At 59.8% G+C, this 25,872-nt stretch carries 23 protein-coding genes; 6 read left to right on the top strand and 17 right to left on the bottom strand.

Annotated features, from left to right (window positions below; all coding sequences use genetic code 11):
• Positions 1-13: 13 nt before the first annotated feature.
• Positions 14-1,846, bottom strand: coding sequence for a glutamine--fructose-6-phosphate transaminase (isomerizing) (glmS, locus tag AB5Y67_RS00545; RefSeq protein ID WP_064339058.1), 1,833 nt, complete (start codon positions 1,844-1,846; stop codon positions 14-16).
• 56 nt (positions 1,847-1,902) lie between these two features.
• Entirely contained in the window at positions 1,903-2,676 is a 774-nt protein-coding gene (locus tag AB5Y67_RS00540) for a DeoR/GlpR family DNA-binding transcription regulator (RefSeq protein WP_005355851.1), read from the bottom strand.
• Positions 2,677-2,798: 122 nt separating this feature from the next.
• Between AB5Y67_RS00540 and blrA the strand changes: the two genes are divergently transcribed.
• From blrA to AB5Y67_RS00510, 6 genes are all read left to right on the top strand, one after another.
• Positions 2,799-3,473 (top strand): beta-lactam response regulator transcription factor BlrA, encoded by a 675-nt coding sequence (gene blrA, locus AB5Y67_RS00535; RefSeq protein ID WP_064339059.1) that lies wholly within the window; start codon positions 2,799-2,801, stop codon positions 3,471-3,473.
• Positions 3,470-4,891, top strand: coding sequence for a beta-lactam sensor histidine kinase BlrB (blrB, locus tag AB5Y67_RS00530; protein ID WP_199428616.1), 1,422 nt, complete (start codon positions 3,470-3,472; stop codon positions 4,889-4,891). Before blrA ends, blrB begins: the two co-directional genes overlap by 4 nt.
• 80 nt (positions 4,892-4,971) lie before the next feature.
• Positions 4,972-5,766 carry an OXA-12 family class D beta-lactamase gene (gene blaOXA, locus AB5Y67_RS00525; RefSeq protein ID WP_199415654.1) on the top strand — a complete coding sequence of 265 codons (795 nt, stop codon included), beginning with the start codon at positions 4,972-4,974 and terminating at the stop codon, positions 5,764-5,766.
• 84 nt (positions 5,767-5,850) lie between these two features.
• Complete coding sequence (locus AB5Y67_RS00520; protein ID WP_199428617.1) at positions 5,851-6,333, top strand: DUF1566 domain-containing protein; 483 nt, start codon at positions 5,851-5,853, stop codon at positions 6,331-6,333.
• Between the two features lie 117 nt (positions 6,334-6,450).
• Positions 6,451-7,806 (top strand): cell envelope integrity protein CreD, encoded by a 1,356-nt coding sequence (gene creD, locus AB5Y67_RS00515; RefSeq protein WP_199428618.1) that lies wholly within the window; start codon positions 6,451-6,453, stop codon positions 7,804-7,806.
• A gap of 134 nt (positions 7,807-7,940) precedes the next feature.
• Positions 7,941-9,338, top strand: a complete 1,398-nt coding sequence (locus tag AB5Y67_RS00510) for a DUF4832 domain-containing protein (protein WP_064339064.1) — start codon at positions 7,941-7,943, stop codon at positions 9,336-9,338.
• Positions 9,339-9,370: 32 nt separating this feature from the next.
• Here the strand turns inward: AB5Y67_RS00510 and AB5Y67_RS00505 are convergent, their stop codons facing one another.
• From AB5Y67_RS00505 to atpG, 15 genes are all read right to left on the bottom strand, one after another.
• The gene (locus tag AB5Y67_RS00505; protein ID WP_033115229.1) at positions 9,371-9,778 is read right to left on the bottom strand and encodes a hypothetical protein; all 408 of its coding nucleotides are present in this window, start codon (positions 9,776-9,778) and stop codon (positions 9,371-9,373) included.
• The gene (locus tag AB5Y67_RS00500) at positions 9,775-10,902 is read right to left on the bottom strand and encodes a glycosyltransferase family 4 protein (protein ID WP_199428619.1); all 1,128 of its coding nucleotides are present in this window, start codon (positions 10,900-10,902) and stop codon (positions 9,775-9,777) included. Before AB5Y67_RS00500 ends, AB5Y67_RS00505 begins: the two co-directional genes overlap by 4 nt.
• Entirely contained in the window at positions 10,889-11,380 is a 492-nt protein-coding gene (locus tag AB5Y67_RS00495) for a serine acetyltransferase (protein ID WP_156854579.1), read from the bottom strand. The genes AB5Y67_RS00500 and AB5Y67_RS00495 overlap by 14 nt, the downstream gene beginning before the upstream one ends.
• A complete protein-coding gene (locus AB5Y67_RS00490; protein WP_064339067.1) occupies positions 11,377-12,594 on the bottom strand; it encodes a glycosyltransferase family 4 protein in 1,218 nt (405 codons plus the stop codon). The genes AB5Y67_RS00495 and AB5Y67_RS00490 overlap by 4 nt, the downstream gene beginning before the upstream one ends.
• Positions 12,591-13,601: a glycosyltransferase family A protein gene (locus AB5Y67_RS00485; RefSeq protein WP_064339068.1), complete on the bottom strand. Its 1,011-nt coding sequence runs from the start codon at positions 13,599-13,601 to the stop codon at positions 12,591-12,593. Before AB5Y67_RS00485 ends, AB5Y67_RS00490 begins: the two co-directional genes overlap by 4 nt.
• Positions 13,598-14,977, bottom strand: a complete 1,380-nt coding sequence (locus tag AB5Y67_RS00480) for a capsular biosynthesis protein (protein WP_232098380.1) — start codon at positions 14,975-14,977, stop codon at positions 13,598-13,600. Before AB5Y67_RS00480 ends, AB5Y67_RS00485 begins: the two co-directional genes overlap by 4 nt.
• Positions 14,974-16,188 carry a lipopolysaccharide biosynthesis protein gene (locus AB5Y67_RS00475; RefSeq protein ID WP_064339069.1) on the bottom strand — a complete coding sequence of 405 codons (1,215 nt, stop codon included), beginning with the start codon at positions 16,186-16,188 and terminating at the stop codon, positions 14,974-14,976. Before AB5Y67_RS00475 ends, AB5Y67_RS00480 begins: the two co-directional genes overlap by 4 nt.
• Positions 16,185-18,326 carry a polysaccharide biosynthesis tyrosine autokinase gene (locus tag AB5Y67_RS00470; RefSeq protein WP_064339070.1) on the bottom strand — a complete coding sequence of 714 codons (2,142 nt, stop codon included), beginning with the start codon at positions 18,324-18,326 and terminating at the stop codon, positions 16,185-16,187. Before AB5Y67_RS00470 ends, AB5Y67_RS00475 begins: the two co-directional genes overlap by 4 nt.
• Positions 18,327-18,341: 15 nt before the next feature.
• Complete coding sequence (locus AB5Y67_RS00465) at positions 18,342-18,881, bottom strand: polysaccharide biosynthesis/export family protein (RefSeq protein WP_197971566.1); 540 nt, start codon at positions 18,879-18,881, stop codon at positions 18,342-18,344.
• Between the two features lies 1 nt (position 18,882).
• A complete protein-coding gene (locus AB5Y67_RS00460) occupies positions 18,883-20,241 on the bottom strand; it encodes an outer membrane beta-barrel protein (RefSeq protein WP_148660639.1) in 1,359 nt (452 codons plus the stop codon).
• Positions 20,225-21,628, bottom strand: coding sequence for an undecaprenyl-phosphate glucose phosphotransferase (locus tag AB5Y67_RS00455; RefSeq protein ID WP_199415661.1), 1,404 nt, complete (start codon positions 21,626-21,628; stop codon positions 20,225-20,227). The genes AB5Y67_RS00460 and AB5Y67_RS00455 overlap by 17 nt, the downstream gene beginning before the upstream one ends.
• Positions 21,629-21,648: 20 nt before the next feature.
• The gene (glmU, locus tag AB5Y67_RS00450; protein ID WP_199427997.1) at positions 21,649-23,016 is read right to left on the bottom strand and encodes a bifunctional UDP-N-acetylglucosamine diphosphorylase/glucosamine-1-phosphate N-acetyltransferase GlmU; all 1,368 of its coding nucleotides are present in this window, start codon (positions 23,014-23,016) and stop codon (positions 21,649-21,651) included.
• 94 nt (positions 23,017-23,110) lie between these two features.
• Positions 23,111-23,539 (bottom strand): F0F1 ATP synthase subunit epsilon, encoded by a 429-nt coding sequence (locus AB5Y67_RS00445; protein ID WP_005342354.1) that lies wholly within the window; start codon positions 23,537-23,539, stop codon positions 23,111-23,113.
• A gap of 18 nt (positions 23,540-23,557) precedes the next feature.
• Positions 23,558-24,946 (bottom strand): F0F1 ATP synthase subunit beta, encoded by a 1,389-nt coding sequence (gene atpD, locus AB5Y67_RS00440; protein WP_005339344.1) that lies wholly within the window; start codon positions 24,944-24,946, stop codon positions 23,558-23,560.
• A 33-nt stretch (positions 24,947-24,979) separates the two neighbouring features.
• Positions 24,980-25,846 (bottom strand): F0F1 ATP synthase subunit gamma, encoded by an 867-nt coding sequence (atpG, locus tag AB5Y67_RS00435; RefSeq protein WP_005339343.1) that lies wholly within the window; start codon positions 25,844-25,846, stop codon positions 24,980-24,982.
• Positions 25,847-25,872 lie beyond the last annotated feature (26 nt).

Genomic DNA, 25,872 nt, shown 5'->3' with positions numbered 1-25,872 from the left:
TTGAGAGAGTGACTTACTCAACGGTCACCGATTTTGCCAGGTTGCGCGGCTGGTCCACGTCAGTGCCCTTGATCAGGGCAACGTGGTAGGAGAGCAGCTGCAGCGGCACTGTATAGACGATGGGGGCGATCACCTCTTCCACATGGTTGAGGTTCATGACCCGCATGGTCTCGTCACTCTTGAAGCCGGTATCGGCATCGGCGAACACGTAGAGAATACCGCCACGGGCGCGCACCTCTTCCACGTTGGACTTGAGCTTCTCCAGCAGATCGTTGTTCGGCGCCACCACAATGATGGGCATTTCGGCATCGATCAGCGCCAGCGGGCCGTGCTTCAGTTCGCCAGCGGCGTAAGCTTCGGCGTGGATGTAGGAGATCTCTTTTAGCTTGAGCGCCCCTTCCATGGCGATGGGGTACTGGCTGCCACGGCCGAGGAACAGGCTGTGCTGCTTGTCGGCAAACTCTTCGGCCAGGGTTTCGATATCCTTGGCCAGCGCCAGGCTCTCTTTAATACGCAGCGGCAAGGCTTGCAGCGCCTTGACCAGTTCGGCTTCGGCGGCCGCGCTCAGGTGGCCACGGCAGTGACCGACCGAGGCCACCAGCATCAACAGGCCAGCCAGCTGGGTGGTGAACGCCTTGGTGGAGGCTACGCCGATCTCGGCACCGGCACGGGTCATAAAGGCCAGATCCGATTCACGCACCAGCGAGGAGCCCGGCACGTTGCAGATAGCCAGCGAGCTCATGTAGCCGGATTCCTTGGCCAGACGCAGCGCCGCCAGGGTATCGGCGGTCTCGCCGCTCTGGGAGAGGGTCACCAGCAGGCTGTTGGGGCGCACTACCGATTTGCGATAGCGGAACTCGGAGGCGATCTCCACATCGCAGGATACGCCAGCGATCTCTTCGAACCAGTAGCGAGCCACCATGCCGGAGTGATAGGAGGTGCCGCAGGCGACGATCTGCACGTGCTCGACCTTGTCAAAGATGGCGCGAGCGCCGTTGCCGAACGATTCGACCACCACGTGATCGCTGCCCAGACGCCCTTCCAAGGTGTTGGTGATCGCTTTGGGTTGCTCGTGGATCTCTTTGAGCATGTAGTGACGGTATTCGCCCTTGTCACCGGCATCGTGGGAGAGTTCGGACTCCTGCTCTTCACGCACCACGGCGTTACCGTTGGTATCGAAGATATGCACATCGCGACGGGTTACTTCGGCCACATCACCCTCTTCCAGGAAGATGAAGCGACGGGTCACCGGCAGCAGCGCCATCTGGTCGGAGGCGATAAAGTTCTCGCCGATACCGCGGCCGATCACCAGCGGTGAACCGGAGCGGGCCACCACCACGCGGCTGTCGTCGCGGCTGTCCATCACCACGGTACCGTAAGCGCCGCGCAGCTGCTTCACCGCCTTTTGCATGGCGGCCAGCAGGGAGTCGGCGGATTTCAGCTCGTGGTGCACCAGATGGGCAATCACTTCGGTATCGGTGTCGGAACTGAACACATAGCCCAGCGCCTTCAACTCTTCCCGCAGCTCTTCGTGGTTCTCGATGATGCCGTTGTGCACCACCACGATATGCTCGGAGACGTGGGGGTGGGCGTTGCGTTCGGAGGGCTCGCCGTGAGTGGCCCAGCGGGTATGGGCGATGCCGGTACCGCCGTGGACGGACTGCTCGTCGAGCGCCTTGGCCAGCTCAGCCACCTTGCCCAGACGGCGAACCCGCTGCAACGGCTGGTTGGCGCTGAACACGGCCACACCGGCTGAGTCATAACCGCGGTACTCCAGACGGCGCAGGCCCTCTACCAGAATTTCAGCCACATCACGTTGGGCGACAGCCCCGACGATGCCACACATACACTTCTCCTTGAGATGCAAATCGTAAAGTCAGTTGGATGGTTCAGAGCTCGATGTCAGCAAGTGACCGGGGCGCAGATAAGCGTCACCCCCTGGGCTTGAATCTGTTCTCTGGCCTCGCTGGCCAGCCCCTCGTCGGTCACCAGGGTATGGATGCTCGACCAGGGAAGTTCGAGATTGGGGATCTTGCGGCCGATCTTTTCCGATTCGACCATCACAATGACCTCCCGCGATACCTCGGCCATGACACGCGACAGGCCCACCAGCTCGTTGAAGGTGGTGGTGCCACGCTCCGGGTCGATACCGTCGGCACCGATAAAGAGCTGGTCGAAGTCGTAGGAGCGCAGCACCTGTTCCGCCACCTGCCCCTGGAAGGATTCGGAGTGAGGGTCCCAAGTGCCACCGGTCATTAACAGGGTAGGCTCATTTTCCAGCTCGCGCAGGGCTCCGGCCACATTGAGGGAGTTGGTCATCACGATGAGGCCGCGCTTGTTGCCCAGCATGGGGATCATGGCGCTGGTGGTGCTGCCGCTGTCGATGATGACGCGGTTGTGATCACGCAGCCGCTCGGCCGCCGCACGGGCAATGGCTAACTTTCGGTTCGAAACTTGTTCAGGGTTGACCTCGACCACCATCTCGCTCGGCAAAGGGACAGCACCACCGTAACGGCGCAGCAGCAGACCACCGGTCTCCAGTACCGCCAGATCTTTACGGATGGTCACTTCGGAGGTAGAAAAGTGTTTGGCGAGAGCGTCGACGCTCACTTCACCCTGCTCTTGTACCAGGGTCACTATGGTGTGACGGCGTTGTTGAGTATTACGTTTGGTCATTTTTAAGTTTCGATTCGAAAGAACATCGAAATATTAGCCCCTTTTTCGGAAAAATAAAACAGCAAATAGGATCCGATTTGGTTCGATGCCAGAATGGGGTGCCAATTTGCGACGAGGATGCCATGCAAAAGAGAGTCATCTGGCTGGTGGAGGATGAGGCCAGCATCGCCGACACCCTGATTTACGCCCTGCAGACCGACGGGTTCGAGGTGGAGTGGTTCATGCTGGGCCAACAGTTGCTGACACGACTGGAACAGACTCGACCCGACTTCCTGATCCTCGATGTGGGGCTGCCCGACATCAGCGGCTTCGAACTCTGCAAGCAGGTGAGGGCGCTGACCGATATCCCCCTGATGTTCCTCACCGCCCGCAGCGAGGAGATAGACCGGCTGATCGGGCTGGAGATCGGTGCCGACGACTATGTGGCCAAACCCTTCTCGCCACGGGAAGTGTGTGCCCGGGTGCGGGTCATCCTGCGCCGCAGCCAGCCCGTCGCCCCCCAGCCCAGCGCCCTGCTGGTACTGGATGAGGAGCGGGCCCGCATCCATTTTCGCGGCCAACCGCTGGCCCTCACCCGCTACGAATATCTGCTGCTCAAGACCCTGATGCTTGCGCCGGGCCGGGTCTACTCCCGCCAACAGCTGATGGATCTGGTGTGGCAGGATGCGGAGGATAGTCTGGATCGCACCGTCGATACCCACATCAAGACCATCCGCGCCAAGCTGCGCGAACATGATCCCGAGGCCAACCTGATCCTCACCCACCGCGGGCTGGGCTACAGCCTGGAGCTGGCATGAGACTCGGGTTGCAACTGCTGTGCGGCCTGCTGCTGATCTTCGCGCTGGCCGCCTGGTTCGTGCTGGAGATCTTCGTCGAGGAGATAAAACCGGGAGTGCGCAGCGCCACCGAGGATACTCTGGTAGACATGACCCAGCTGCTGGCGCCGCTCGCGCTCGATGATCTGAAAGAGGGCAATATGATGAACGGGCGGTTGGCCAGCGCCTTCGCCCGCCTCAACCAGAATCCCATCAATGCGATGATCGATGGCCACCTCAAGCAGCAGGCGGAGTACCGCATCTATGTCACTGACCAGAAGGGCATGGTGATTTACGACTCCGACGGCACGGATCTGGGCAAAGACTATTCCCGCTGGAACGATGTCTACCGCACTCTGCGCGGCCAGTATGGCGCCCGCAGCACCCGCACAGATCCCGACGATGCCGCCAGCTCGACCATGTATGTGGCGGCGCCGCTGCGGGAAGGGGCCGAGATCATCGGCTCCCTCACCGTCGCCAAACCCAACCGCACCCTGATGCCCGCCATCGAGCAGGGGGAACAGGAGCTGCTGCGGGCCGGCGGCCAGATGCTGCTCATCTCGCTGCTGATCGGCAGCCTGCTGGTGTGGTGGCTCAACCGCGCCATCGGCAAGCTGGTGCACTACGCCGACTCGGTCAGCAAGGGGGAGGCGGCACCGCTGCCGCAGTTGCACACCGTCGAGCTGGATCGGCTCGGCCGCTCGCTGGAGACCATGCGCCACCAGCTAGATGGCAAAAGCTATATCGAAGCCTATGTGCACAGCCTGACCCACGAGCTGAAGAGCCCGCTGGCCGCCATTCGCGGGGCAGGGGAGATTTTGGCTGAAACGCCGCCCCCCGAAGTTGCCAAACGGTTTATCGGCAACATCAATCTGGAAACCGCGCGCATGCAGCAGCTGATCGAGCGAATGCTGCAACTCGCGCGGCTGGAGTCGGGGCAGGGGCTGGATCGCCAGTCGGTGGAACCGGCAAAACTGGGCAAGCGCACCCTCGACGCCCGCCAGATCATCGCCCAGCGCCATCAGGTCGAGTTGGTGGCCGAGCTGGCCAGCGCGCCGAAACAGAAGTGGGATCCGCTGCTGGTGGAGCAGGCCATCGGCAACCTGCTGGATAACGCCATCGACTTCTCTCCCGCCAACGGGCAAGTCACCCTGAGCGGCAGCCAGCAGGAGGAGGGCTACTGTTTTCGGGTCACCGACAGCGGCCCCGGCATTCCCGACTACGCCCTGCCGCGCATCTTCGAGCGCTTCTACTCCCTGCCGCGCCCGGACAAGGGCAAGAGCAGCGGTCTGGGGCTCAGCTTCGCCCATGAGGTGGCCCACCAGCATGGCGGCCGTCTGACCCTGAGCAACCGGCCGGAAGGGGGCGCGCTGGCGGAACTCTGGCTGCCGTTCGCCTAGTCCCCCCGCAACTTCACATTCCCCACACAAAGCGGCATTAGACTGCCGCTTTCTCTCATCCATTTGCTCAAGGAAATGCTATGTCCCGCCTGCTTCTCTCCAGCCTGCTGGCTGCCGGTCTGCTCGCAGCCCTGCCTGCCTCCGCCGCCAGCGGCTGCTTTCTCTATGCTGACGGCAACGGCCAGACCCTCTCCAGTGAAGGGGACTGCTCCAGCCAGCTGCCACCCGCGTCCACCTTCAAGATCCCACTGGCGCTGATGGGTTACGACAGTGGCTATCTGGTGGATGAAGATCATCCGGCGCTGCCTTACAAACCGAGCTATGACGGCTGGCTGCCCGCCTGGCGTGAAACCACCACCCCGCGCCGCTGGGAAACCTACTCGGTGGTCTGGTTTTCCCAGCAGCTCACCGAATGGCTGGGGATGGAGCGCTTCCAGCAATATGTCGACCGCTTCGACTACGGCAACCGGGATCTCTCCGGCAATCCGGGCAAACATGACGGCCTGACCCAGGCTTGGCTCAGCTCCAGCCTCGCCATCAGTCCGGAGGAACAGGCCCGCTTCCTCGGCAAGATGCTCAGCGGCAAGCTGCCGGTCTCGGCGCAGACCCTGCAGTACACCGCCAATATCCTCAAGGTGAGCGAGATCGACGGCTGGCAGATCCACGGCAAGACCGGCATGGGCTACCCGAAAAAGCTGGATGGCAGCCTCAACCGCGATCAGCAGATCGGCTGGTTCGTCGGCTGGGCCAGCAAACCGGGCAAACAGCTGATCTTCGTCCATACCGTGGTGCAAAAGCCCGGCAAGCAGTTCGCCTCCCTCAAGGCGAAAGAAGAGGTGCTGGCCGCCCTGCCTGCACAACTTAAAAAGCAGTGATCTCGCTTCCCGCCAGATAAACCCCCGATAACCACGGTCAGCCCACCAGCGACGGGCTGACCGCCATTCGTAAACGAGACAAACATGAAATTATTTCTATTGCTGCTCTGGCTTCCAGCCAGCATGGCGCTGGCTGCCTGTGATCTCTCCGACCACCTGACACGGCAGGGAGAAGTCATCCATGATCGGCTAAACCACCTCGAATGGCAGGCGTGCAGTCTGGGCAGCCAGTGGCAGGAGGGGAAAGAAGGGTGCGTGGGCACACCGGCCCTGCTGACGCTGCTTGAAGCCAAAGATGAAGCAGCTCGCCTTGGCGAGGGGTGGCGACTCCCCACCATCGAGGAGCTCTTCACCCTGCTCGGCGAAGATTGCCGGGCGCCGATGACAGACCCGCGCTTCTTCTCCGATATCCATGACAACGGGGAAAATTCAGCCCCCTACTGGACCTCCAGCTCCATTGAGGAGATGCCGGAACTGGTCTATTACATCGACTTTATGCACGGACTCATCGACGGCCACACCAATCGTTTCGCACAAGCCGCTCGGTTGGTGCGCTCCCGCCCCTGAACAATCCCACGGCGTCTGATGACGCCGTTTTTCAACAGTTCACCGCCACTTCACACAAGCCCATCACCACTTCACGCCGGACTGACAGACTCACTCCATCCAACAAGGAGACGTGTCATGGTCAAACAGATATTCACCCACAAGATCTTTCTGCTGCTGTTGCTCAGCCTGTTGTTGATGGTGCCGGTGCAATCCATCATGGAGTTCAACCGGGAGCGTCAGGCTTACCGCAATCAGGCCATTCACAGCATCATGGCCAGCAGCAGCGGCCCGCAACGACTGATGGGGCCCATTATCGTGCAGCCCTATACCCGTTCGGTGACGGTCGAGCAGGAGGGCAAGCGCTTCGTCCGTCAGGAGCAGATCTACCGCTACCTGCTGCCGGAGCAACTGGATATCAGGGCCAACATGGAGGTGACCCCGCGCAAGCTGGGCATCTATCAGGCGCAGGTCTATCAGACCCGGCTCTCCCTCTCGGGCCGCCTGCCAACCCGGCAGAGTCTGCTGAATGACGCGACCTCACCGCTCGGTGAAACGGCCGAGCTGGTGGCGGGCAAACCCTACCTGAGCCTGGTGCTCTCCGATGCCCGCGGTATCAACAGCGTCCCCGAACTGCAACTCGGCACACAGCGGATCCCGTTTGCCCCCGGCGCCCGCCTCGGTGATGCGCTCGCGGGTATCCATGCCCCGATCGACAGCCTGCAGCAACAGGATGGCACCTTCCATCTGGAGCTCAATCTACAGGGGATGAACGCCCTCGACATAGTCCCGCTGGGCAAGGAGAGCACCCTGCAGCTGGCGGGCAACTGGCCCCACCCCAACTTTATCGGTGACTTTCTGCCGGGCAGTCGCACCCTGAGCCCACAAGGGTTTGAGGCCAACTGGCAAACCAGCTGGTTCGCCAGCGACATGGAGACCCGCTTCAACCGGATGATGAACGGGGGCGATAGCCATCTCTCCACCTTCAGCGTCAGTCTGGTGCAGCCGGTGGATCACTATCAGCTCAACGAACGGGCGGCCAAATATGCCCTGCTCTTCATCGGCCTCACCTTTATCAGCTTCTTTATGTTCGAGCTGCTCAAGGGGCTGCGGGTTCACCCGATCCAGTACGCGCTGGTGGGCATGGGGCTGGCCATCTTCTATCTGGTGCTGCTGGCACTGACCGAGCACCTCGGCTTTGGCTGGGCCTATCTGGTAGCCGCCCTGGCCAGCGTACTGCTCAACGGCTTCTATCTGAGCCACGTACTGGGCGGCCCGAAGCAAGGGATCGGCTTCGCGGCGCTGCTCGGGCTGGTCTATGCCATTCTCTACAGCCTGCTGCAGGCCGAAGAGATCGCCTTGCTGCTCGGCGCCCTGCTCTTGTTCGCCACTCTGGCACTGATCATGCTGCTGACCCGCAAGCTCGACTGGTATCAGGTGATGGGACAACAGAGTGTCGAGTCCCACCCAGCCGGACATGACAATGACGACTGAGAGCACAACCTCCGTCAATCTCTGACCGAAACAGCAAAGGCTTCAGTCGGTTCTTCTCGAAAACAGCGGAACCGGCTGGGCCTTTGTCCGCCAATTTCCTAGCATGCAATCATGTTCCACTGGCGGACGATCACATGAAAATGCATCCGGGCAGGATCCTGCTCTATTCCGGCTTGCTATGGGCTCAGGGAGCTCTGGCCGGTACCCTCACCATTCATCCCGAACCGGTCGACGACCTCTTGCACAATCCCGGCGTCGGTATCGAAGAGTTTCACAACAGCTGGGGTCATCCCCTCTCTCTGGCTGAACATCCGGTCAGCACGGTCGACTACTTCCGCTTCTACTGGAGCGAGCTGGAACCACGGGAGGGCGAATACAACTTTGCTCTGATCGACAGGGCCATCGATCAGGCACAGCACGCCACCCCGAAACAATCGATTGCCCTCAGGGTCATGACCCTTGATGAGCCCTTCTCGGGCAGCAAGATCCCGGAGTGGCTCATCAACAAGGGGATTCGGGGAGAGTGGGTGAACAACCACCAGACCTTTGTGCCCGACTACAGCGACCCGCAGTTCCTCGCCCGGGCCACCCGGCTGTTCCAGGCGCTGGGAGACCATTACGATGGCAACCCGGCGCTGAGTCATGTCGACATCGGCATGATAGGTTCATGGGGAGAGTGGCACATGAGCAACTTCCCCGGCCCAACGCTGGAACAGCGCTACAGCAGCGAGCAGCTCAAACCCTATGTTGACCTGCAGATGGCCGCTTTTCCGCGAACCCCCAAGCTGATGCTGATCAACAACCTGCCCATGTTCGAGTATGCCGTGGGCAAGGGAGCTGGCTGGCGGGCAGACTGCCTCGGCGACTGGCACCACTTCTCCCAAAGCTGGAGCCACATGCGCAACGCCTACCCGGAACGACTGGCGAGCGCCCGCACCGATGTGGCGAACTTCGATTCCAGCTGGCAGCGGGCGCCGGTCAGTTTCGAGGTGTGCGGCAAGCTGAGCGAGTGGCCAGGCCAACAGCAGTACACCATGGAGGAGGTCAAGGCCACCTTTGACTGGGCGCTGGCCCAACACGCCTCCACCATCAATCTCAAGTCGGATCCGGTTCCCCCCCAATATCGACCCATCGTCGACAATGCCCTGCGCAAGCTGGGCTATCGCATCGTGCTGGACCAGCTGATCCTCAAGGGAACCATGAAGCCGGGGGCTACCCTTACCCTCAACGGCAACTGGCACAACGACGGGGTAGCGCCGGCCTATCGCAACTGGCCGCTCACTTACCGGCTGGTCAACGAGGAAGGCCAGGTCGGCGCCATGCTGGTGACCCGCAACGACATGACCCGCTGGATCCCGGGCAGCAAGGCTACCACTCGCGACAGCCTGACCCTGCCGGGCCGGATGGCACGCGGTCACTACTATCTCGAGCTGGCCTTCATCGGTCAGGACAAGCAGCCCGCCCTGCAGCTCGGTATTGCAGGTCTGGAAGAGAGTGGCTGGTATCGTCTGGCCGAGATCGACATCCAGTAACGAAAGAGGGCTCCCGCGGGAGCCCTCTTTCGTCACATCAGCACACTCTTTTTGAACAGATCCCACACCCCGAACGAGAAGTGCTTGAAGATGTCGATGCCAAGGGCTGACTTCACCAGATAGAGCAGCAGCACCATACCGCAGATCCCCAGCAGCAACAGCAGGGTGGTCAGCAGCACCTTGAGGTGAAAGCGAAAGCCGCTTTCCCGCCCGCGATGACGGCGATCCCGTCCCATCAACACCACCAGATAGCAGCGCCAGCGACCGATGCCGAAGGCGCTGTTGACGTTGATGGCGTGCGACTTGCCATCACTCATCAGCCGCAGCGCCTGCTCGATACCGTCGCGCTGAGTTTCACTCAGGCTCTCGGCCACCTCGGGGGAGAGAGCACGGTAGAAGCGGTCGATCGCCCCCTGCGGTTTCTGCGGTAATTGGCTCATTGGTTTTCTCCTGCGGATATGCCCAGAGCCTTGCGGTAGACCGCCATGGTCTGGCCGGCGATCCGCTGCCAGTCATACCGCTGCAGATAGTCGCTGTAATCGACCTTGCCGCGAGGCAGCTGGGCGTTGAGTCGCTCTGCCAGCGCACTCACATCGCCGACCGGGAAATAGCACTCCTGTTGCAGCGCCACCGCCAGATTGGCGGGAATGTCGCTCACCACCACCGGCAGGGAGAAGGAGAGCGCCTCCAGCAGGGCTATCGGCAACCCCTCGTGATAAGAGGGCATGGCAAACAGGGTAGCCTGTGAAAAGACGCTGATCAGCGCCTCGCCATTGAGGAAACCGGTACGGATCACCCCCGGTGTTTCATCCGCTATGCGCAGCAGGCGCTCGCTGTAGGGGGTCGGGTGATCCGTATCCCCCACCAGCACCAGCGGCAGCTCGGTATCGAGCTGGCGGTAGGCGGCGATGAGATCGTGCAGCCCCTTCTCTTCGACGAAGCGGCCCACCGCCACCAGATAGCTGCCAGCGGTCAGTCCGAAACGGGCCAGCGTCAGCTCCCTCTTGTCCGCTGCCGGCAACTCGACCCGTTTCACCCCGTTGTAGATGAGGTGGGCATCCTGGCGATCGTACTGGCGGCGGATCGCCTCGTTGATCACTTCGGAGATGACGATCACCTCGCTGGCATAACGTACCGCCCAGCGCTCGCCAAGGCGTAATACCCACTTGGCCAGCCCCCCCCACTTCTGGCGGTCATAGTCGGGGCCGTGATGGGTAAAGACCACCCGTTTGCCAAGCAACCTCAGCAGCGGCACCACCAGCCCCGGACCGATGGCATGGACATGCACCAGATCGCAGGCATGGCTGCGGCAGTAAAAAGCCGCGAGCAGAGAGTGGAGGATTGCCTCCAGCGACTTCTTTTTGGGGGCGGGCAACGCCTCGAGAGCCACTCCTTCAAACTCGCCGCTTCGGTAACTCACATAGGGGGCGCGAGCCAGTACGGTCGCCGCCACTTCGAACTGGCGGTGCAGCTCCGGATAGAGGGACTGACAATGGGTTTCGACACCGCCCAGTACATGGGGGATCCCCCGGGTACCGAGCACGGTCACACTAATCTGCTTCATGATCTTCTCGAATGATTCTGGCGGGATTGCCCGCAACAACGGCGCGAGCCGGGACGGAACGAGTAACGACGGCACCGGCACCGACACAGGCATGATCACCAATGGCGATGGCCCCGATAACGATGGCGCCGGTGCCGAACTCGACCCCGTCCCCCACGGTGGGCGAGAGGAGCTCGCCGCTTTGGCGATCAGGCTTGTTGCCCAGAGTGCAGTTGTGGCGCAGAGTACAGTCACGCCCCATCTGCACACCGTCACCGATGACGATATTCTGCGGGTGATAGAGGCGCAGACCCCAACCCAGCCGGGCTCTTGGCGAGATATCGAGGCCGCACAGCAGCTTGAATCCCTTGAGCAGCAGCAAGCCGGGTAACGCCAGAAAGCGGCCTCCCTGTGCCAGCCGGTAGCAGAGCAGGAACAAGCGCGCCGTCTTGCTCGGATTGAGCGCCAGTTCGGCTTTCAACTCGTGCCAAAAACTCATCTCCGTTTCTCCTCCAGCAACGACTGGTAGAGCGCCAGCAGGACTTGCTGGTGGCTGGCGAGGGAGTAGTTGTCGATCAGCCGCTGGCGGGCCGAACGCCCCATGGCCGCCGTCTGCTCCGGCTCGGCCACCAGCCTGTCCATGCAGCGGGCCAGCTCGTCGGCATTGCCCGCCTCGAACAGCAGGCCATCGAGACCGTCGCGGATCTGCTCCGGAATCCCGCCAATTCGAGCCCCGATCACCGGTTTGCCATAGGCCATCGCCTCCAGTACCGACATGGAGCAGTTCTCGTACCACTCGGACGGCACCACCACGGCCTTGGCGTGGCGCAGCAGATCGAGCAACGCTTCCCCCTGCTTGAACCCCAGCAGTTCGGCATTGGGATAATGCTGCCCGAGGTGCGCCAGCAGCGGGCCACCGCCCACAATTTTGAGGCCCGCTGGCCGAGTCATGCGCTGATGGGCACGGGCAAGCGTCTCGACCCCTTTCTCGGCCATCAGGCGCCCGAGGAACAGAAAGTACCCCCGATCCTCTCCGCTTTCGCGGCTCGACTCGACATCTATACCATTGAGGATCACCTCGATGCGGGAAGCGGGCAGCCGGGTGCGAAGCATCCCGGCCATGAAGGCGCTCGGCGCCACCAATGCATCGACCTGCTCATAGTTGCGGCGCCACTGCTGCCAGGCCGCCTCGGCAGAGAGCAGCAGGCTCTTGCCCCATGACCCCTCCTGCCACTGATGGCGAAACAGCTTGAGCCAGGAACCCTCGATCCGGGTCAGATCGAACGGCTCGCCATCGACCAGCATGCTGTAGTTGGGACAGGCCACCTTGTAGTCGTGGGCTGTCAGCACCGTCTTGCAGCCCAGGGATTTGGCCACCCGGATGATCGCCGGGGTGAGCTGGTGGTAGATGTTGTGAAAGTGAACGATATCGGGCCGCTCGGCACGGATAAGCTCCGCCAGCCGATCACAGGCCTCCTGATTGTGAATGAAGCGAGCGGCGATCTTCAGCCGATCGAAGAGCCCGTGCCGCTGGTGATAATCGACGTTGGCCGGAAAGTAGCCGCTCTGGGGCGAGGGGAGGTTATCCGGATGCTGCATGGCAAAGTCGAGCACCTGATAACCCGCCTGACGCACCATCTCCCGCTCCTGAAAGAGGACGGTCTCGGCACCTCCCTTCATGAAAAAGAACTTGTTGGCAAAGAGCACCTTCACGGCAATGACTCCTGGATCAGACGATGGGCGGGCGCCTCGCGCGGAGAACGCTGGGGCAACAGCAGGCCGCGCACCAGCCCGGCTGCATAGATGGAGAGGTTCATGACACTGCGCAGGGCATCTTGCAGGGAGCGGTTCTTCAACCACTTGAGAGCGATGAAGCCACCCAGCGGTGTCAGTGCCAGCAACGGCAACCAGAACGGCAGTCCGGCTACGAAAAGCAGCACGCAGAACAGGAGTGTCAGCAGGTAGAGTCCGAACAGCAGCTCAGAGCGGATCACCGACAGCACCTCGCGAAAATAGGGCTGCCCCCACGCCGAGCGCACCAGCTCGCCGCTGGCAAACAAATACCCCATGCGCCAGCGGTAACGGATCAGGGCAAGGGAGTCCATGGTGTGGGAGGTGTGAAAGAAGAAGGGGACATCGAGCCGCTCCAGCCGATAGCCCGCCTGACGCAGCCGGATACCCAGCTCCGCCTCTTCGTAACCGTGCAGGTTGCGATTGGTGAGATAGCCGATCTGCTCGATGGCGCTGCGTCGAAACAGGCCGCCACCACACAGCCAGCGCGACTCGCCCAGCGGATAGATCTGGTTGATGCGCTGCTTGCGCGACTTGAACTCATAGCTGTGGGCATCATCCATCTCGGCCCGCCCGGCCACTCCACCGCATTCGGGGTGGGAGTGCATGTGCGCAAGGGCGGCCGGCACAAACTCCGGCTCCAGCTTCATGTCGCCATCGAGCAGCAGCAGGAACTCCCCTTCGCTGAAGAGGTAGCCAAGCTGTGGCCCCACGCCGCAACAGCGATCGGCCGGGTTGGTCAGGCTGACGACAGTCACACCCAGCTGGCAGGCAATCGCCTGGGTGCGGTCGGTCGAGAGACTGTCCGCCACGATAATCTGGTGGGAATAGTCGGCCAGAGCGCTCCTGATGCTTGCTATGGTGTCGGCAATCCCTGCCTCCTCGTTGTAGGTCTTGATGATGACGGAGATAAGGGGGGATGGAGTCATGACACCTCACAGGAACGGGTGGCCTGCCGAACCGAAGAACGGATCACCAGGGCGGCACCCAGCACGAAATAGAAGAGGAACTGCTGTACCGGGATCAGCATCAGCAGCTGGCTGTAAGGCAAGCTCAGCAGGCAGGCGATCCCGAACGCGATGAAAGCGGGTTGGTAGCTGAGCAGACGCACATCTGCCGCACTCAGCAGCTGGCGATCCAGCAACGGTCGGGGACGGCAGCACCAGAGCAGCAGAACGATCAGCGCGATGAAGATCAGGGTGCCCATCAGTCCCACCTCCCACAGCAACACGCTGAGGGAGGTGGAGTCGAGCAGCACGTTGAACAGGGGGTTGAGAAAACCGGGCAGGGTGCTGCCATGGTTAGTGGTGTTGAGGCCATAACCAAACAGCAGATTGCTGAGACCGTGGTGATCACCGTTGCTGGCCCAGAAAAAGAGCGTCGTCACCCGCCCCAGCTCGCCGGTTTCCGGATTGATGTGGTTGGGATCGAAGATATAGCCGAGGGAGTCGATAAACAGCTCAATGGCCCCCTGTTGTCCGGCCCCCTCGAATGCGGATGAGTAGGAGGCAGCCAGCACCAGAACGGCCGCTGCCACCAACGCCGTCATCGCCAGCGCAATCAGCAGCAGACGCTTGAGGTCATAGCTTTTCATCCCCCTGACATAGCTTGGAGAGAGCCAGACCCAGGCCAGCAGCAAGGGGGACAGCAGGATAACGAACTTCACCTCGGCCAGCACGCAGATGGCAAAGGCGGCAAGAATGTGAAAAGCAACCGAACGACGCGAAATGAGGCCATGGCGAAACTCGGATAGCTTGATCAGCATCACCAGCAGACAGAAGAAGCCGAGAGCACCGGTATTGCCGCCCCCCATGGGATCCCCCCCGAAGGTGCCGACCACCGAGTCCCACTTTTCAAACTCGCCACGCAGTGCCACTCGTTTCGGCACCACCACCAGCACCTGAAACAGCACCACCGGGATCTGCAGGTAGAAGACCCACTCCACCAGCTTCATGATGCGGTAAATCTGTGACTCGCGGCAGAAGCCCAGTAACAGGCAGGGGAGCAGCAGAGAGAGCGCCAGCTCGTTCTTGAAACCGATGATAGTCACCATGCCCCCCTGCTGAAGCAGGGTGCCCAGCAGCGCCAGCACCAGCAAGCCACAGTAGAGCAGCAGCAGCACCTTCTCCTGATAGTCGAGCCGCAGCGGGCTGTAACGCGTCTGCAGCGGCAGCAACATCAAGGTGGCAATCGCCAGCAGGAAGGGCAGCCAGAGGAAGGCTGTAATGCCGGTGACGTACTGGGCCAGGCCGCAGATCACCAGCGACAACAGCAGATTGGCCTGCATGATAAAGGCACTGTTCACTGTGCCAGCTCCATCCGCCCCTGCAACTCTGCAGCCCGGCGGTTGACCCGCAAAAAGACGAAGCCGTAGCGCACCGCAGTCAGCAAAGAAAAGGCCAGCACACAAAGCTCGTACTCCTGTTGCAGCCAGGGCATCAGCACGAAGGCGATCACCACGACCAGCAGCTGCTCAAGCTGGATCCGCAAAAAGTAGCGGGGCGAGCCGAACACCAGCTCGATTACGGTCAGCGGGCAGATGGCTACCGCAGTAAACACATAAGGCAACATGTAGCGGGAGGTATCGATGGAGGCGATCCACTCCGCATTGAAGAACCACTTCATCACCAGCGGATAGCAGATGAGGATCCCGAGGGTGGCCGCACTGCCCATCGCCAGCAGCAGCCGCTTCACCTTGCGAAACTCCTCCCCGTTGAAACGGCGCAGGCGGAAATCCTCCGACCATCGCGAGAAGATGGAGTGGCGGATGGCGTTGCCGACAATCACCACGGGCGCCAGACAGAAGCGGTTGACCACGGCAAAGTAGCCCGCCACCAAAGGGGAAAACCAGAAGTTGATCAACACGGTTGGCAGATTGGCCGTCACCATCGCCAGCACTTCGGCACTGCCGACACCAGCCAGATGCGCTTTATGGCGGGAGAAGAAGTGCAGCAGGCGACGCGGGGAAGCCTCCCTCAGCATGGCACTGTGCCAGGCAAAGGCAGACCACAACCAGCCCCCGATCACCAGCAGCAACAGACAGGCCCATAACTGATAAAAGTGCACCATGTCAGGGGCAAGCAGCAGGCAGAGCAGCACCACCGCAGAGGCCGAGATACGCTGCAGACCGAGCCGCTGGTAGTGACCGGCCCGCAGAGCCAGATTCTCGGCGATGAGGATCAGCCCGTGGGTCACGGTCAGCAGGTAGAGCGGCCAGAGCGACAGCGAGAAAAAGCAGACCACCACCAGCACATAGGGGATGGGGAGCAGCCAGACCTGCAACAGGGAAAAGATCAGGTTGCCGGGCAGCTCGGCCTCCTCCAGCTTGGGCAACAGCAGTTGCGAGGCAAAGGTGGCAAGTTGGGCACCGATCAGCACCAGACTGTAGCTGAGGGCATAGAGCCCGACCGCAGCCATGTCGAACTTGTGCGAAAGTGACCAGACCGAGAGCGCCCCGATCAGCTGGGATAGCACGGAAGCACCACCTATGGTGGTGATGCTGCGCAGCAGTTTCATAGTGCGCCCCGGGTGGGAGCACCACAGAATCTCAGGTTCTCAGCCCCTTCCAGATCCCGCTCGGCGACCTGGGTCAGCACAGTCCCCAGAACCGCCACTCTGGCATCCCGCAACTGTGCCAGCACGCTCAGCACCCGGCTGGCCGGCAGTTGCCCGGACTGAACCACATGAATGGCACCATCCAGCGGTTGCCCCAGCAGCAGAGCATCCTTGCCGACCTCCAGCGCAGGAGTGTCCACTATGATGCGGTCAAATTGCCCGGCAAGGGTTGCCAGCAGTTCGCTCCAGCGCGGGGAACCAAGCAGTGCCAGCGGGGAAGATACCGGCTGACCAGCAGGCAGCAGGGTCAATCCCTCTTTTGGCACCAGACAGGCAGCCAAGTCGGCTTCGCCTGAGAGCAGCTCGGCCAACCCCGGTCTGGCTTCCTGCCCCAGCAACTGGCGACCGAGGGCGCCCCGGCGCAGATCCCCATCCACCAGCAGCACCCGCTCATGGCGGGCAAAGCTGGCGGCGCAAAGTGCCGCCAGCGTTGACTTGCCCTCACCAGCACGGGTCGAGGTGATCATGATGCGCTGCAGCTGACCCGACTCCAGCCGCATAATGGCGTAGAGGTCATCGGCACTGGCACCTACTCTGGGATTGACCGCTCCCACCCGCAGCAGGGCACTCTGATCCTGCAAGGCTGGCAGCCGCGGGATTTCGCCAAGCACCCGCCCACCGAGCTGGGAGACCAGCTGGCTCAGACGATCCAGGGTATTGCGCAGTGCTCCGGCAGTGATGACGGCCAGCACGGCAACCATGCCCGCCATGATCACCACCATCAGCAGAAACAGCATCTTGTTTGGCTTGGCTGGCAACAAGGGCACCGATGCAGCATCGTAGAGGATGGCATTCGACTCGTGCAACTGAGCGTTCAGGCGGGTCTCTTCCTGACGGCGGAACAGCTCGTTATAGAGCTGACGGGTCTTGTCGATATTGTTCTTCAGATTGTTGTACTCATCCTTCTTGACTGCCAGCGAGGAGAACTCCCGCTTCTTCTCGTCAAGCTGGGCAAGGTACTCCTGCTCCTTGCGCTGGCTGCTCTGGTAGCGATCCTCGATACCGTCGGCAATCTCCCGCATCAGCTGGTTTGACTGGGTATTGAGCGCCTTGATGCGCGCTTCGGCCTGCAGAATACGGTCATGCTTGGGGCCATAACGCTTGGCCAGCTCAGAGAGCTCCTGCTGGGCCTTGATGAGGGCGATGCGCAGATCCTGCATCTGGGGATGGTTGGAGACCTCGGGCAGGGAGGCCAGCGCCGCCGGATTGCGGCCGTACTCCTGAATGGACTGGAATTCGGCCTGCGCCGCCAGCCGCCGCTCGCGGGCATCCGCGTACTTGTTGGTGATGATGCCGAGCTCTTCGGTTTGCAAACCATCTACGCCGCGAAACGTCAGCAGATCATTGCGGGCAAGAAAATCGCCGAGCTGCTTCTCCTGCTTCTCCAGACTGGCCTTTATCTCGACCAACCGGCTCTGGTTCCAGTGCGATGCCGTGGTGTTGGCATCGACCCGCTCCTCCACATTGAGATCGATGTAGGTCTGGGCCACCTCATTGGCGACGCTAGCGGCCAGCTCGGGAGAGCGGGATTCGAACCCGATGCTGACCAGCTGGGTATCGCGCACCGGCGAAATAGAAAGATGTTTAGCCAGATACTCCATTGCGTGCTGGTTTCGTGAGGAGGCATCCTCCTGATGTCCGGCACTCCAGAATCCCTTGATGCGGCTAAACCAGCTGTCCGGATTGGGCTGCCCGTTGAATTCCGGCAACTCGGCCAAGCCCAGATGAGTGACCACCTTCTCGGCCACCCGGCGTGACTTGAGCAGCTCGAACTGGGTGTTGTAGTACTCGCGGCGGCTGGTATCAACCCGATAGACGGGCTCGATAGGTGAAGCGCTGTTGGCATCAGCCTTCAGCAGCAGGGTCGCACTGGACTGGTAGTAGGGTGGCATGCTGAGGATAAAGGGGGCTGCCACAAGGGTCACCACGGCGGCAAACAGCACCACCTTCCACCAGTTTGCCTTGAGCACCCGCCAGGGGCCGCTGAAATCGAGGCGGCTCTCTAGCGCACGGCCATTTTCAACCAACAATGAAGTCATGAAGAGCGTCCTGGATCAGAAGAAACTTTGTTCGATGGTGATGATGTCGCCGGGATTGAGTTGCCGTTGCAGGCTCACCTCTTCCAGCAACTGATCGCTGCCATTGCGGCGCAGGCTGATATCCCGTCTAGCGGCGCGATCGGTGAAACCACCCGCCAGCGCGACGGCCTTCTCCACCGTCAGGCCGGGCTGGTATTCGTAGCCACCCGGGTGAGCCACCTCACCAGCTACAAACACCTGACGAAAAGTGGTCACGTTGACCGTCACCATGGGGTCGAGCAGCACGCCGTGCTTGAGCCCTCTGGTCAGCAGCTCGGCCACCTCAGTGGTGGTGTGGCCCATCAGCAGCACCTGACCCAGATAGGGGTAATTGACCTGACCACTGGTATCAACCTTGAACTTCATCGACAGATCCGGCTCGCCATACACCCGGATTTCAACCTCGTCACCCGGCGCAAGCCGGTAGGCGGAATCGTTGCCTTGCGGGCCCTGGCCAGCCCAGACCGACAGGCTGAACAACCAGCCAAGCAGAAGCACCATCACGCTTTTGTTCATGTTAAATGGCTACCTTGAGTGAAAGAGAAAGCTGTTGTTTGTCGTAACCGAGGGCACGGCCATAGCAATTGCCGCCGATGTCGATGGGCTGCCCGGCAAAGCTGGAACCGGAGTCGGCCTGCAGGTAGTGGAGCCCCAGATTGACGGAGGGACGAATGTCGTAGCTGATGCCCATGCCCCAGCGATGGATGTCGTCCTGACGGTGGCGGTTGTCGTTACCACAGACCACCGACTGGTGATAATCATCCCGGATATCGTGATAAGAGAGCGTGGTCGCCACTCCGGGTGACCAGTGGTGCTGCCACTCGGCGCCATATAGCTGGCTGCTGACATAGCCGCCGTCACCACCCGGATCACGAATGGTCCGGCTGGAGAGCAGCGCGAGCTTGCTGTAATCGAGCGGTTGCCACTCCAAACGCAGATCCCAGTTCAGCCCTTTGAAACTCTCTGCCTGCGGATCGTTGACGAAACGCTTGTAGATCCCGCCGATATTGGCATCGATCCGGGTCTTGCCGGTCATCTGGCTCATCACCCCTGTGATAAGGAAAAATTCGTCGGAATCCTTGCGCGGATTGGCCGGATAGCGTCGCAGATTGGTCTGCAGGGTGTAACGAAAACGGCTGACATGACTCACCTGATCGAACAGCTCGACAATAGCGGTGTTCTCCTGCCACTCCTGCTCGGCCATATAGCGTTCAAAGTCATGCTGGTAGAGGTGCTTGTCGAGATAGCCCAGATCCTTGTGGGAGAGCGCCAGCTCCAGCTTGCCTCTGGCATCGGGAGCGCCGTAACTGTAACGGCCACCTACTTCGCTGCGTTTGAACCGCAGCGGCTCATTTATCTGAAATCTGCCAAATGTACCATCACCACAGAGCGCACGACCTTCCTTCTCATCAGCGTCGCTGGGACAGGGAGAAATATCTCCCCGCAACATAAAGCCTTCAGTCAGCCCCTCGCCACGCGCCTCATGGCCCAGCCGATACTGGTACATCAGCTTGAAGGCGTTGCGCAGGGAGAAACGCCAGCTGCCGTCAAACTGGAATTGGTGATCGGCATAGTCATCGGCATGACTGCTGTCATAGCGACGATAGTCACCCAGATAGCTGAACTGATAGCGATCCAGACCGCGTTCGCCCACCATGCGAAATTCCGGGGTGATCCCGATGAAATCTGAGCCTATCGCCTGACTACTGTCGCGCTGCCACAATAGGTTGCTGTCGTGACCATAACGATTCTCCACATCGGTCTGGATCTCCAGACCAAGCGGCCCCTGATGGGATACGGGAGAAACCTCGGCATGGACAGAAAGAGAGGGGGAGAGCAGCACTCCGGCGCAAATGAGGCTAGTAAGCGGATGCACCGACAAACCCCTTGAATACTGTCAGGAAAATGATTTTTAAATCCAGCCAGAGTGACCAGTACTGGATGTACTTGAGATCGAACTTGACCCGCATCTCCATCTTGTCGAGGGTGTCGGTTTCGCCACGAAATCCATTTATCTGGGCCAATCCCGTAATCCCCGGTTTTACCTTGTGGCGAAGCATGTAGCGATCAACCAGAGAACGATACTGCTCATTGTGCGCCACGGCATGGGGCCGCGGTCCCACGATCGACATGGAGCCCTGAATTACATTGAAAAATTGTGGCAACTCATCCAGCGAGGTGCGACGCAAGAATGCACCGAATGGCGTCACTCTGGGATCGCCTCTGGTAGCCTGAGTCACCACGGCATCATTCTCCATGACGCGCATGGAGCGGAATTTCCATACCTGTATCCGTTTTCCCCCCAAACCGTAGCGATCCTGCTTGAAGAGTACAGGTCCGGGTGAAGAGAGACGCACCCCGAGTGCCACCAGCGCCATGACCGGAGAGATGAGCAGCAAAATAAGTGAGCCCAGAACCAGATCTTCAATGCGTTTGAGCAGGGCTGCCCCCCCTTCAAACGGAGAATCGAAAAAGCTGAAGGTATAGATATCGCCGACCCGATCGATATGAGATACGGTCAGGCCGTACTCGTAGAAATCAGGTACCAGATAAGTATCGACCGTAGTGTCGGAGAGTTCGTAGAGGTAGTGATTGATGCGCTCCCGGGCAGTCAGGGGCAGCGCCAGATAGACTTCGTCGACCAGCCCTTTGCGAGCCAGCTCAAGCAGTTCATCGACCTCACCCAGCAAGGGGCTGCGAGTCGGGTAACCGAAACGCTCTTCGCTACGGGCATCGAAAAAACCGAGCATCTGAATATCGTGACGCGGGCTCTCCCACAGGGATTTCTCCAATGCCAACCCGGCAGGCGTGACTCCGATAATGGCTACGCGGCGACAACAGGAGGAGCGACTGAACCAGAGGGTCACCAGCCGGTACAGCACCCGATAACCGGTGGAAATAAGGCAGGCCATGGCAAGCCAGAGCACAGCCAGCTCCTGCGGGAAAGGGTGGTAAGGTTTGAAGAGGGGAACCAGATAGACCAGCAGGTAGAGCAGGGTCGCTGTTACCAACCAGGAGAAGATGAGGCGCAGCAGAGACTGCGCCAAATATTTACGAACCCGGCTGCAATAAAGCCCGGTATTCTGGGAAACCAGAAAGAAGACCACCATGCCCAGCGTGGTCAGAGACATCTCGTCCAATCCATGAAACAAACCGAAGTGCCGCGAGAGCAGCACCATTGAGACTGAAATTCCCACCAAATCGACAAAGCGGGAAAACAGACTGTGGCTCGCATCTGCGAGCTTGATAATTCGCTTGTTCATGGGTCGCCTTCATACTGATATCACTTATCAGTTTTCTTGACCGGACGAGCCCAGTTCTTGATATGGCGCTGGGGTACCCGGGTAATCACGAGTTCATGTTCGCCCACGTCCTTGGTAATAGTAGAGCCGGCACCCAGGGTGGCCCCCTTGCCGATGCGAACAGGCGCTACTAGTTGGGTATCAGAACCAACGAATACATCATCCTCGATGATGGTCTGGAATTTGTTGACCCCGTCGTAGTTGCAGGTGATGGTACCGGCACCGATATTCACCCCGGCTCCGATCTCGGCATCACCCAGATAGGTCAGATGACCGCACTTGGAACCAACCCCAAGACGGGCCTTCTTCATCTCGACGAAGTTGCCAACGTGCGCATCCTGCTCCAGAACCGCCCCCGGACGCAAGCGGGTAAACGGACCCACTGAGCACTGATCTGCCACCTGCGCACCCTCGATAACCGAGTAGGGTTTCACCTCGGTGTGATCGCCAATGACACAATCTTTCAGTACGCAACCGGCTCCGATACGAACATGATTGCCGAGAGTCACCTTGCCCTCAATGATGACGTTTGCATCAATAACAACCTCTTCACCAATTTCCAAAACCCCACGCAAATCAAAGCGTGTGGGGTCGATCATGGTTGCACCAGCAATCATCAGTTTCTCGGCCTGCATCTGCTGATAGCTGCGCTCAAGTTGGGCCAATTGCACCCGATTGTTGGCCCCTTCAACTTCAGCGGCACGCTCTGGATGCACAGCGGCAATCGGGCAATTATCGCCGTGAGCCATGGCGATCACATCCGTCAGATAGAACTCACCCTGGGCATTCTTGTTGTCGAGACGAGACAACCATTGACGCAACTGGCCCCCATTGGCCACCAGCACGCCGGTATTCACCTCACGGATCGCCAGCTGTTCGGCATTGGCATCCTTCTGCTCGACGATACCGACCACCTGACCGTTTTCACGGACGATACGGCCATAGCCGGTCGGGTTGTCGAGCACTACGGTCAGCAGTGCCATCCCGTTTTCAGCCTTGGCGGCGAGCAAGCGCTGCAGGGTCTCGGGCTGGATCAGCGGGGTATCGCCGTAGAGCACCAGCACATCGTCTTCATCCTTCCAGAACGGGATCGCCTGGGCGACGGCATGACCAGTTCCCAGCTGCTGCGCTTGCAGCACCCAGTTCACATCGGCCGCCACGATCCGCTCTTTCAGCAGTTCGGCACCGTGGCCATAGACCAGATGCAGCTGCTCGGCACCAACCTGACGGGCAGTATCGATCACATGGGAAACCATGGGTTTGTTGGCTACCGGGTGGAGTACCTTGGGCAGGGAAGAACGCATGCGGGTACCTTTACCCGCCGCCAGGATCACGACGTTGAGGGACATAAATTGACCTTTGGAACATGAGGAAATACTCGGCGGAGTCTATCCAACGGGTAAAAAAAAAGCGACCCGAAGGTCGCTTTTTACATCACCGTTATTAGCGGTAATTCTTTTTGACGATATCGATGACTCGCAGTTGAGCCATCGCCTTGGCCAGCTCGGTGGCGGCCTGGGCGTAGTCGATATCACCATGGGAGCTGTGGATCCGCTCTTCGGCTGCGCGCTTGGCTTCCTGGGCTTTCGCCTCATCCAAGTCGTCAGCACGAATAGCAGTGTCCGCCAGCACGGTCACGGATTCAGGTTGTACTTCCAGCATACCGCCGGAGATGTACAGCACCTCTTCAGTTCCGTTCTGCTTCACCAAGCGGACCAGGCCCGGCTTGATGGCAGTCAGCAACGGAGCATGACCGTGGCGGAGACCCAACTCACCTTCGGAGCCTGATACCTGAGCAGTTTGCACGCGACCGGAAAACAGTTTTCCTTCGGCGCTCACCACATCCAGGTGAAAGGAGATCATCTCTGCCATGGGCCCTCCTGTCGAGGCTTACAGTTTCTTGGATTTCTCGACGACTTCGTCGATACCGCCAACCATGTAGAACGCCTGCTCGGGCAGATCGTCATACTCGCCTTTCAGGATGCCCTGGAAACCACGGATGGTCTCTTTCAGCGGCACGTATTTACCCGGAGAACCGGTAAACACTTCTGCTACGAAGAACGGCTGGGACAGGAAACGCTCGATCTTACGGGCACGGGCTACGGTCAGTTTGTCTTCTTCTGACAGTTCATCCATACCCAGGATGGCGATGATGTCCTTCAGCTCTTTGTAGCGCTGCAGTACGGTCTGAACGCCACGAGCGGTCTCGTAGTGCTCTTTGCCAACCACCAGCGGATCCAGCTGACGAGAGGTAGAGTCCAGCGGGTCAACGGCCGGGTAGATACCCAGTGCCGCGATTTGACGGGACAGTACGACGGTCGCATCCAGGTGGGCGAAGGTGGTCGCCGGAGACGGGTCAGTCAAGTCATCCGCAGGAACGTAAACGGCCTGTACGGAGGTGATGGAACCGGTCTTGGTGGAGGTGATACGTTCTTGCAGAACACCCATCTCCTCGGCCAGGGTCGGCTGGTAACCTACTGCGGAAGGCATACGGCCCAGCAGTGCGGATACTTCGGTACCGGCCAGGGTGTAACGGTAGATGTTGTCCACGAAGAACAGCACGTCACGACCCTCGTCACGGAACTTCTCGGCCATGGTCAGGCCGGTCAGCGCAACGCGCAGACGGTTTCCGGGCGGCTCGTTCATCTGACCGTAAACCAGAGATACTTTGTCCAGTACGTTGGACTCCATCATCTCGTGGTAGAAGTCGTTACCCTCACGGGTACGCTCACCTACACCGGCGAACACAGAATAACCACTGTGTTCGATCGCGATGTTACGGATCAGCTCCATCATGTTTACGGTTTTGCCTACACCGGCACCACCGAACAGACCCACTTTACCACCCTTGGCGAACGGGCATACCAGGTCGATAACCTTGATGCCTGTTTCCAGCAGATCGTTGCTGTTGGACTGATCTTCGTAGCTGGGGGCAGCGCGGTGGATAGACCAGCACTCTTCTTCACCGATCGGACCTTTTTCGTCGATTGGCTCGCCCAGTACGTTCATGATCCGACCCAGAGTCGCAGTACCGACCGGAACCTGGATGGATTTACCGCTATTCACTACTTCCAACCCACGACGCAGACCGTCGGAGGAGCCCATGGTGATGCAACGAACGACGCCGCCACCGATCTGTTGCTGAACTTCCAGCACCAGACCCTGGCCTTGACCTTCGCTAACGACCTTCAGTGCATCGTACACCTGGGGCACGGCATTCTGCGGGAACTCGATGTCCACAACAGCGCCGATGATTTGGACGATGAAACCGTTACTCATGTCAAATCCTCTAAACCTTTGATAACCCTTGCCTTACACCGCAGCAGCACCGGATACGATCTCTGTCAGCTCCTGGGTAATACTGGCCTGACGGGCCTTGTTGTATACCAGTTGCAGATCGTTAATCAGGTTACCGGCGTTGTCAGTCGCGGCTTGCATGGCAACCATTCGGGCTGCCTGTTCACTTGCCAAGTTTTCCACTACACCCTGGTAAACCTGAGATTCGACATAGCGAACCAGCAGGGTATCCAGCAGCTTCTTGGGATCCGGCTCATAGAGGTAATCCCAGTGGTGTTTCTTGGCGAGCTTGCTGTCTTCAGTTACGGGCAAAGGCAGCAGTTGATCGACCCGTGGTTGCTGCACCATGGTGTTGACGAACTTGTTGTACACCAGATACAGCTTGTCAATCTCACCGTTGTCGTAAGCCTTCAGCATGACCTTGACTGAACCAATCAGGTCATTGACGCTCGGACTATCGCCCAGTCCTGCGACATGAGCTTTAACCTTGGCGCCGTGCCGTTCAAAGAAGTTGGAGGCCTTGTTACCGATCAGTGCCAGGTCAACCTTGGCACCTTTCGCGCTCCATTGCTTCATATCATTGAGGGCAGCCTTGAACAGGTTGATGTTCAGACCACCACACAGGCCACGGTCGGTGGAGACGACGATGTAACCCACTCGCTTGACCTCACGTTCGATGAGGTAGGGGTGCTTGTATTCCAAGTTCCCCTGAGCGATATGGCCGATCACCTTGCGCATGGTTTCAGCGTACGGACGGCTGGCAGACATGCGTTCCTGCGCACGGCGCATTTTGCTTGCTGCCACCATTTCCATAGCGCCGGTGATCTTCTGAGTGTTTTTCACACTCCCGATCTTGTTACGTATCTCTTTTGCGCCGGCCATCTCTTACTCTCCATCAAGTGGCAGCT

The sequence above is a fragment of the Aeromonas sp. s12 genome (genome assembly GCF_040907925.1).
Taxonomy (GTDB): Bacteria; Pseudomonadota; Gammaproteobacteria; order Enterobacterales; family Aeromonadaceae; genus Aeromonas; species Aeromonas veronii.
The sequence above is the reverse complement of the archived record's forward strand: the minus strand, read 5'-3'. Positions and strand labels throughout refer to the sequence as shown.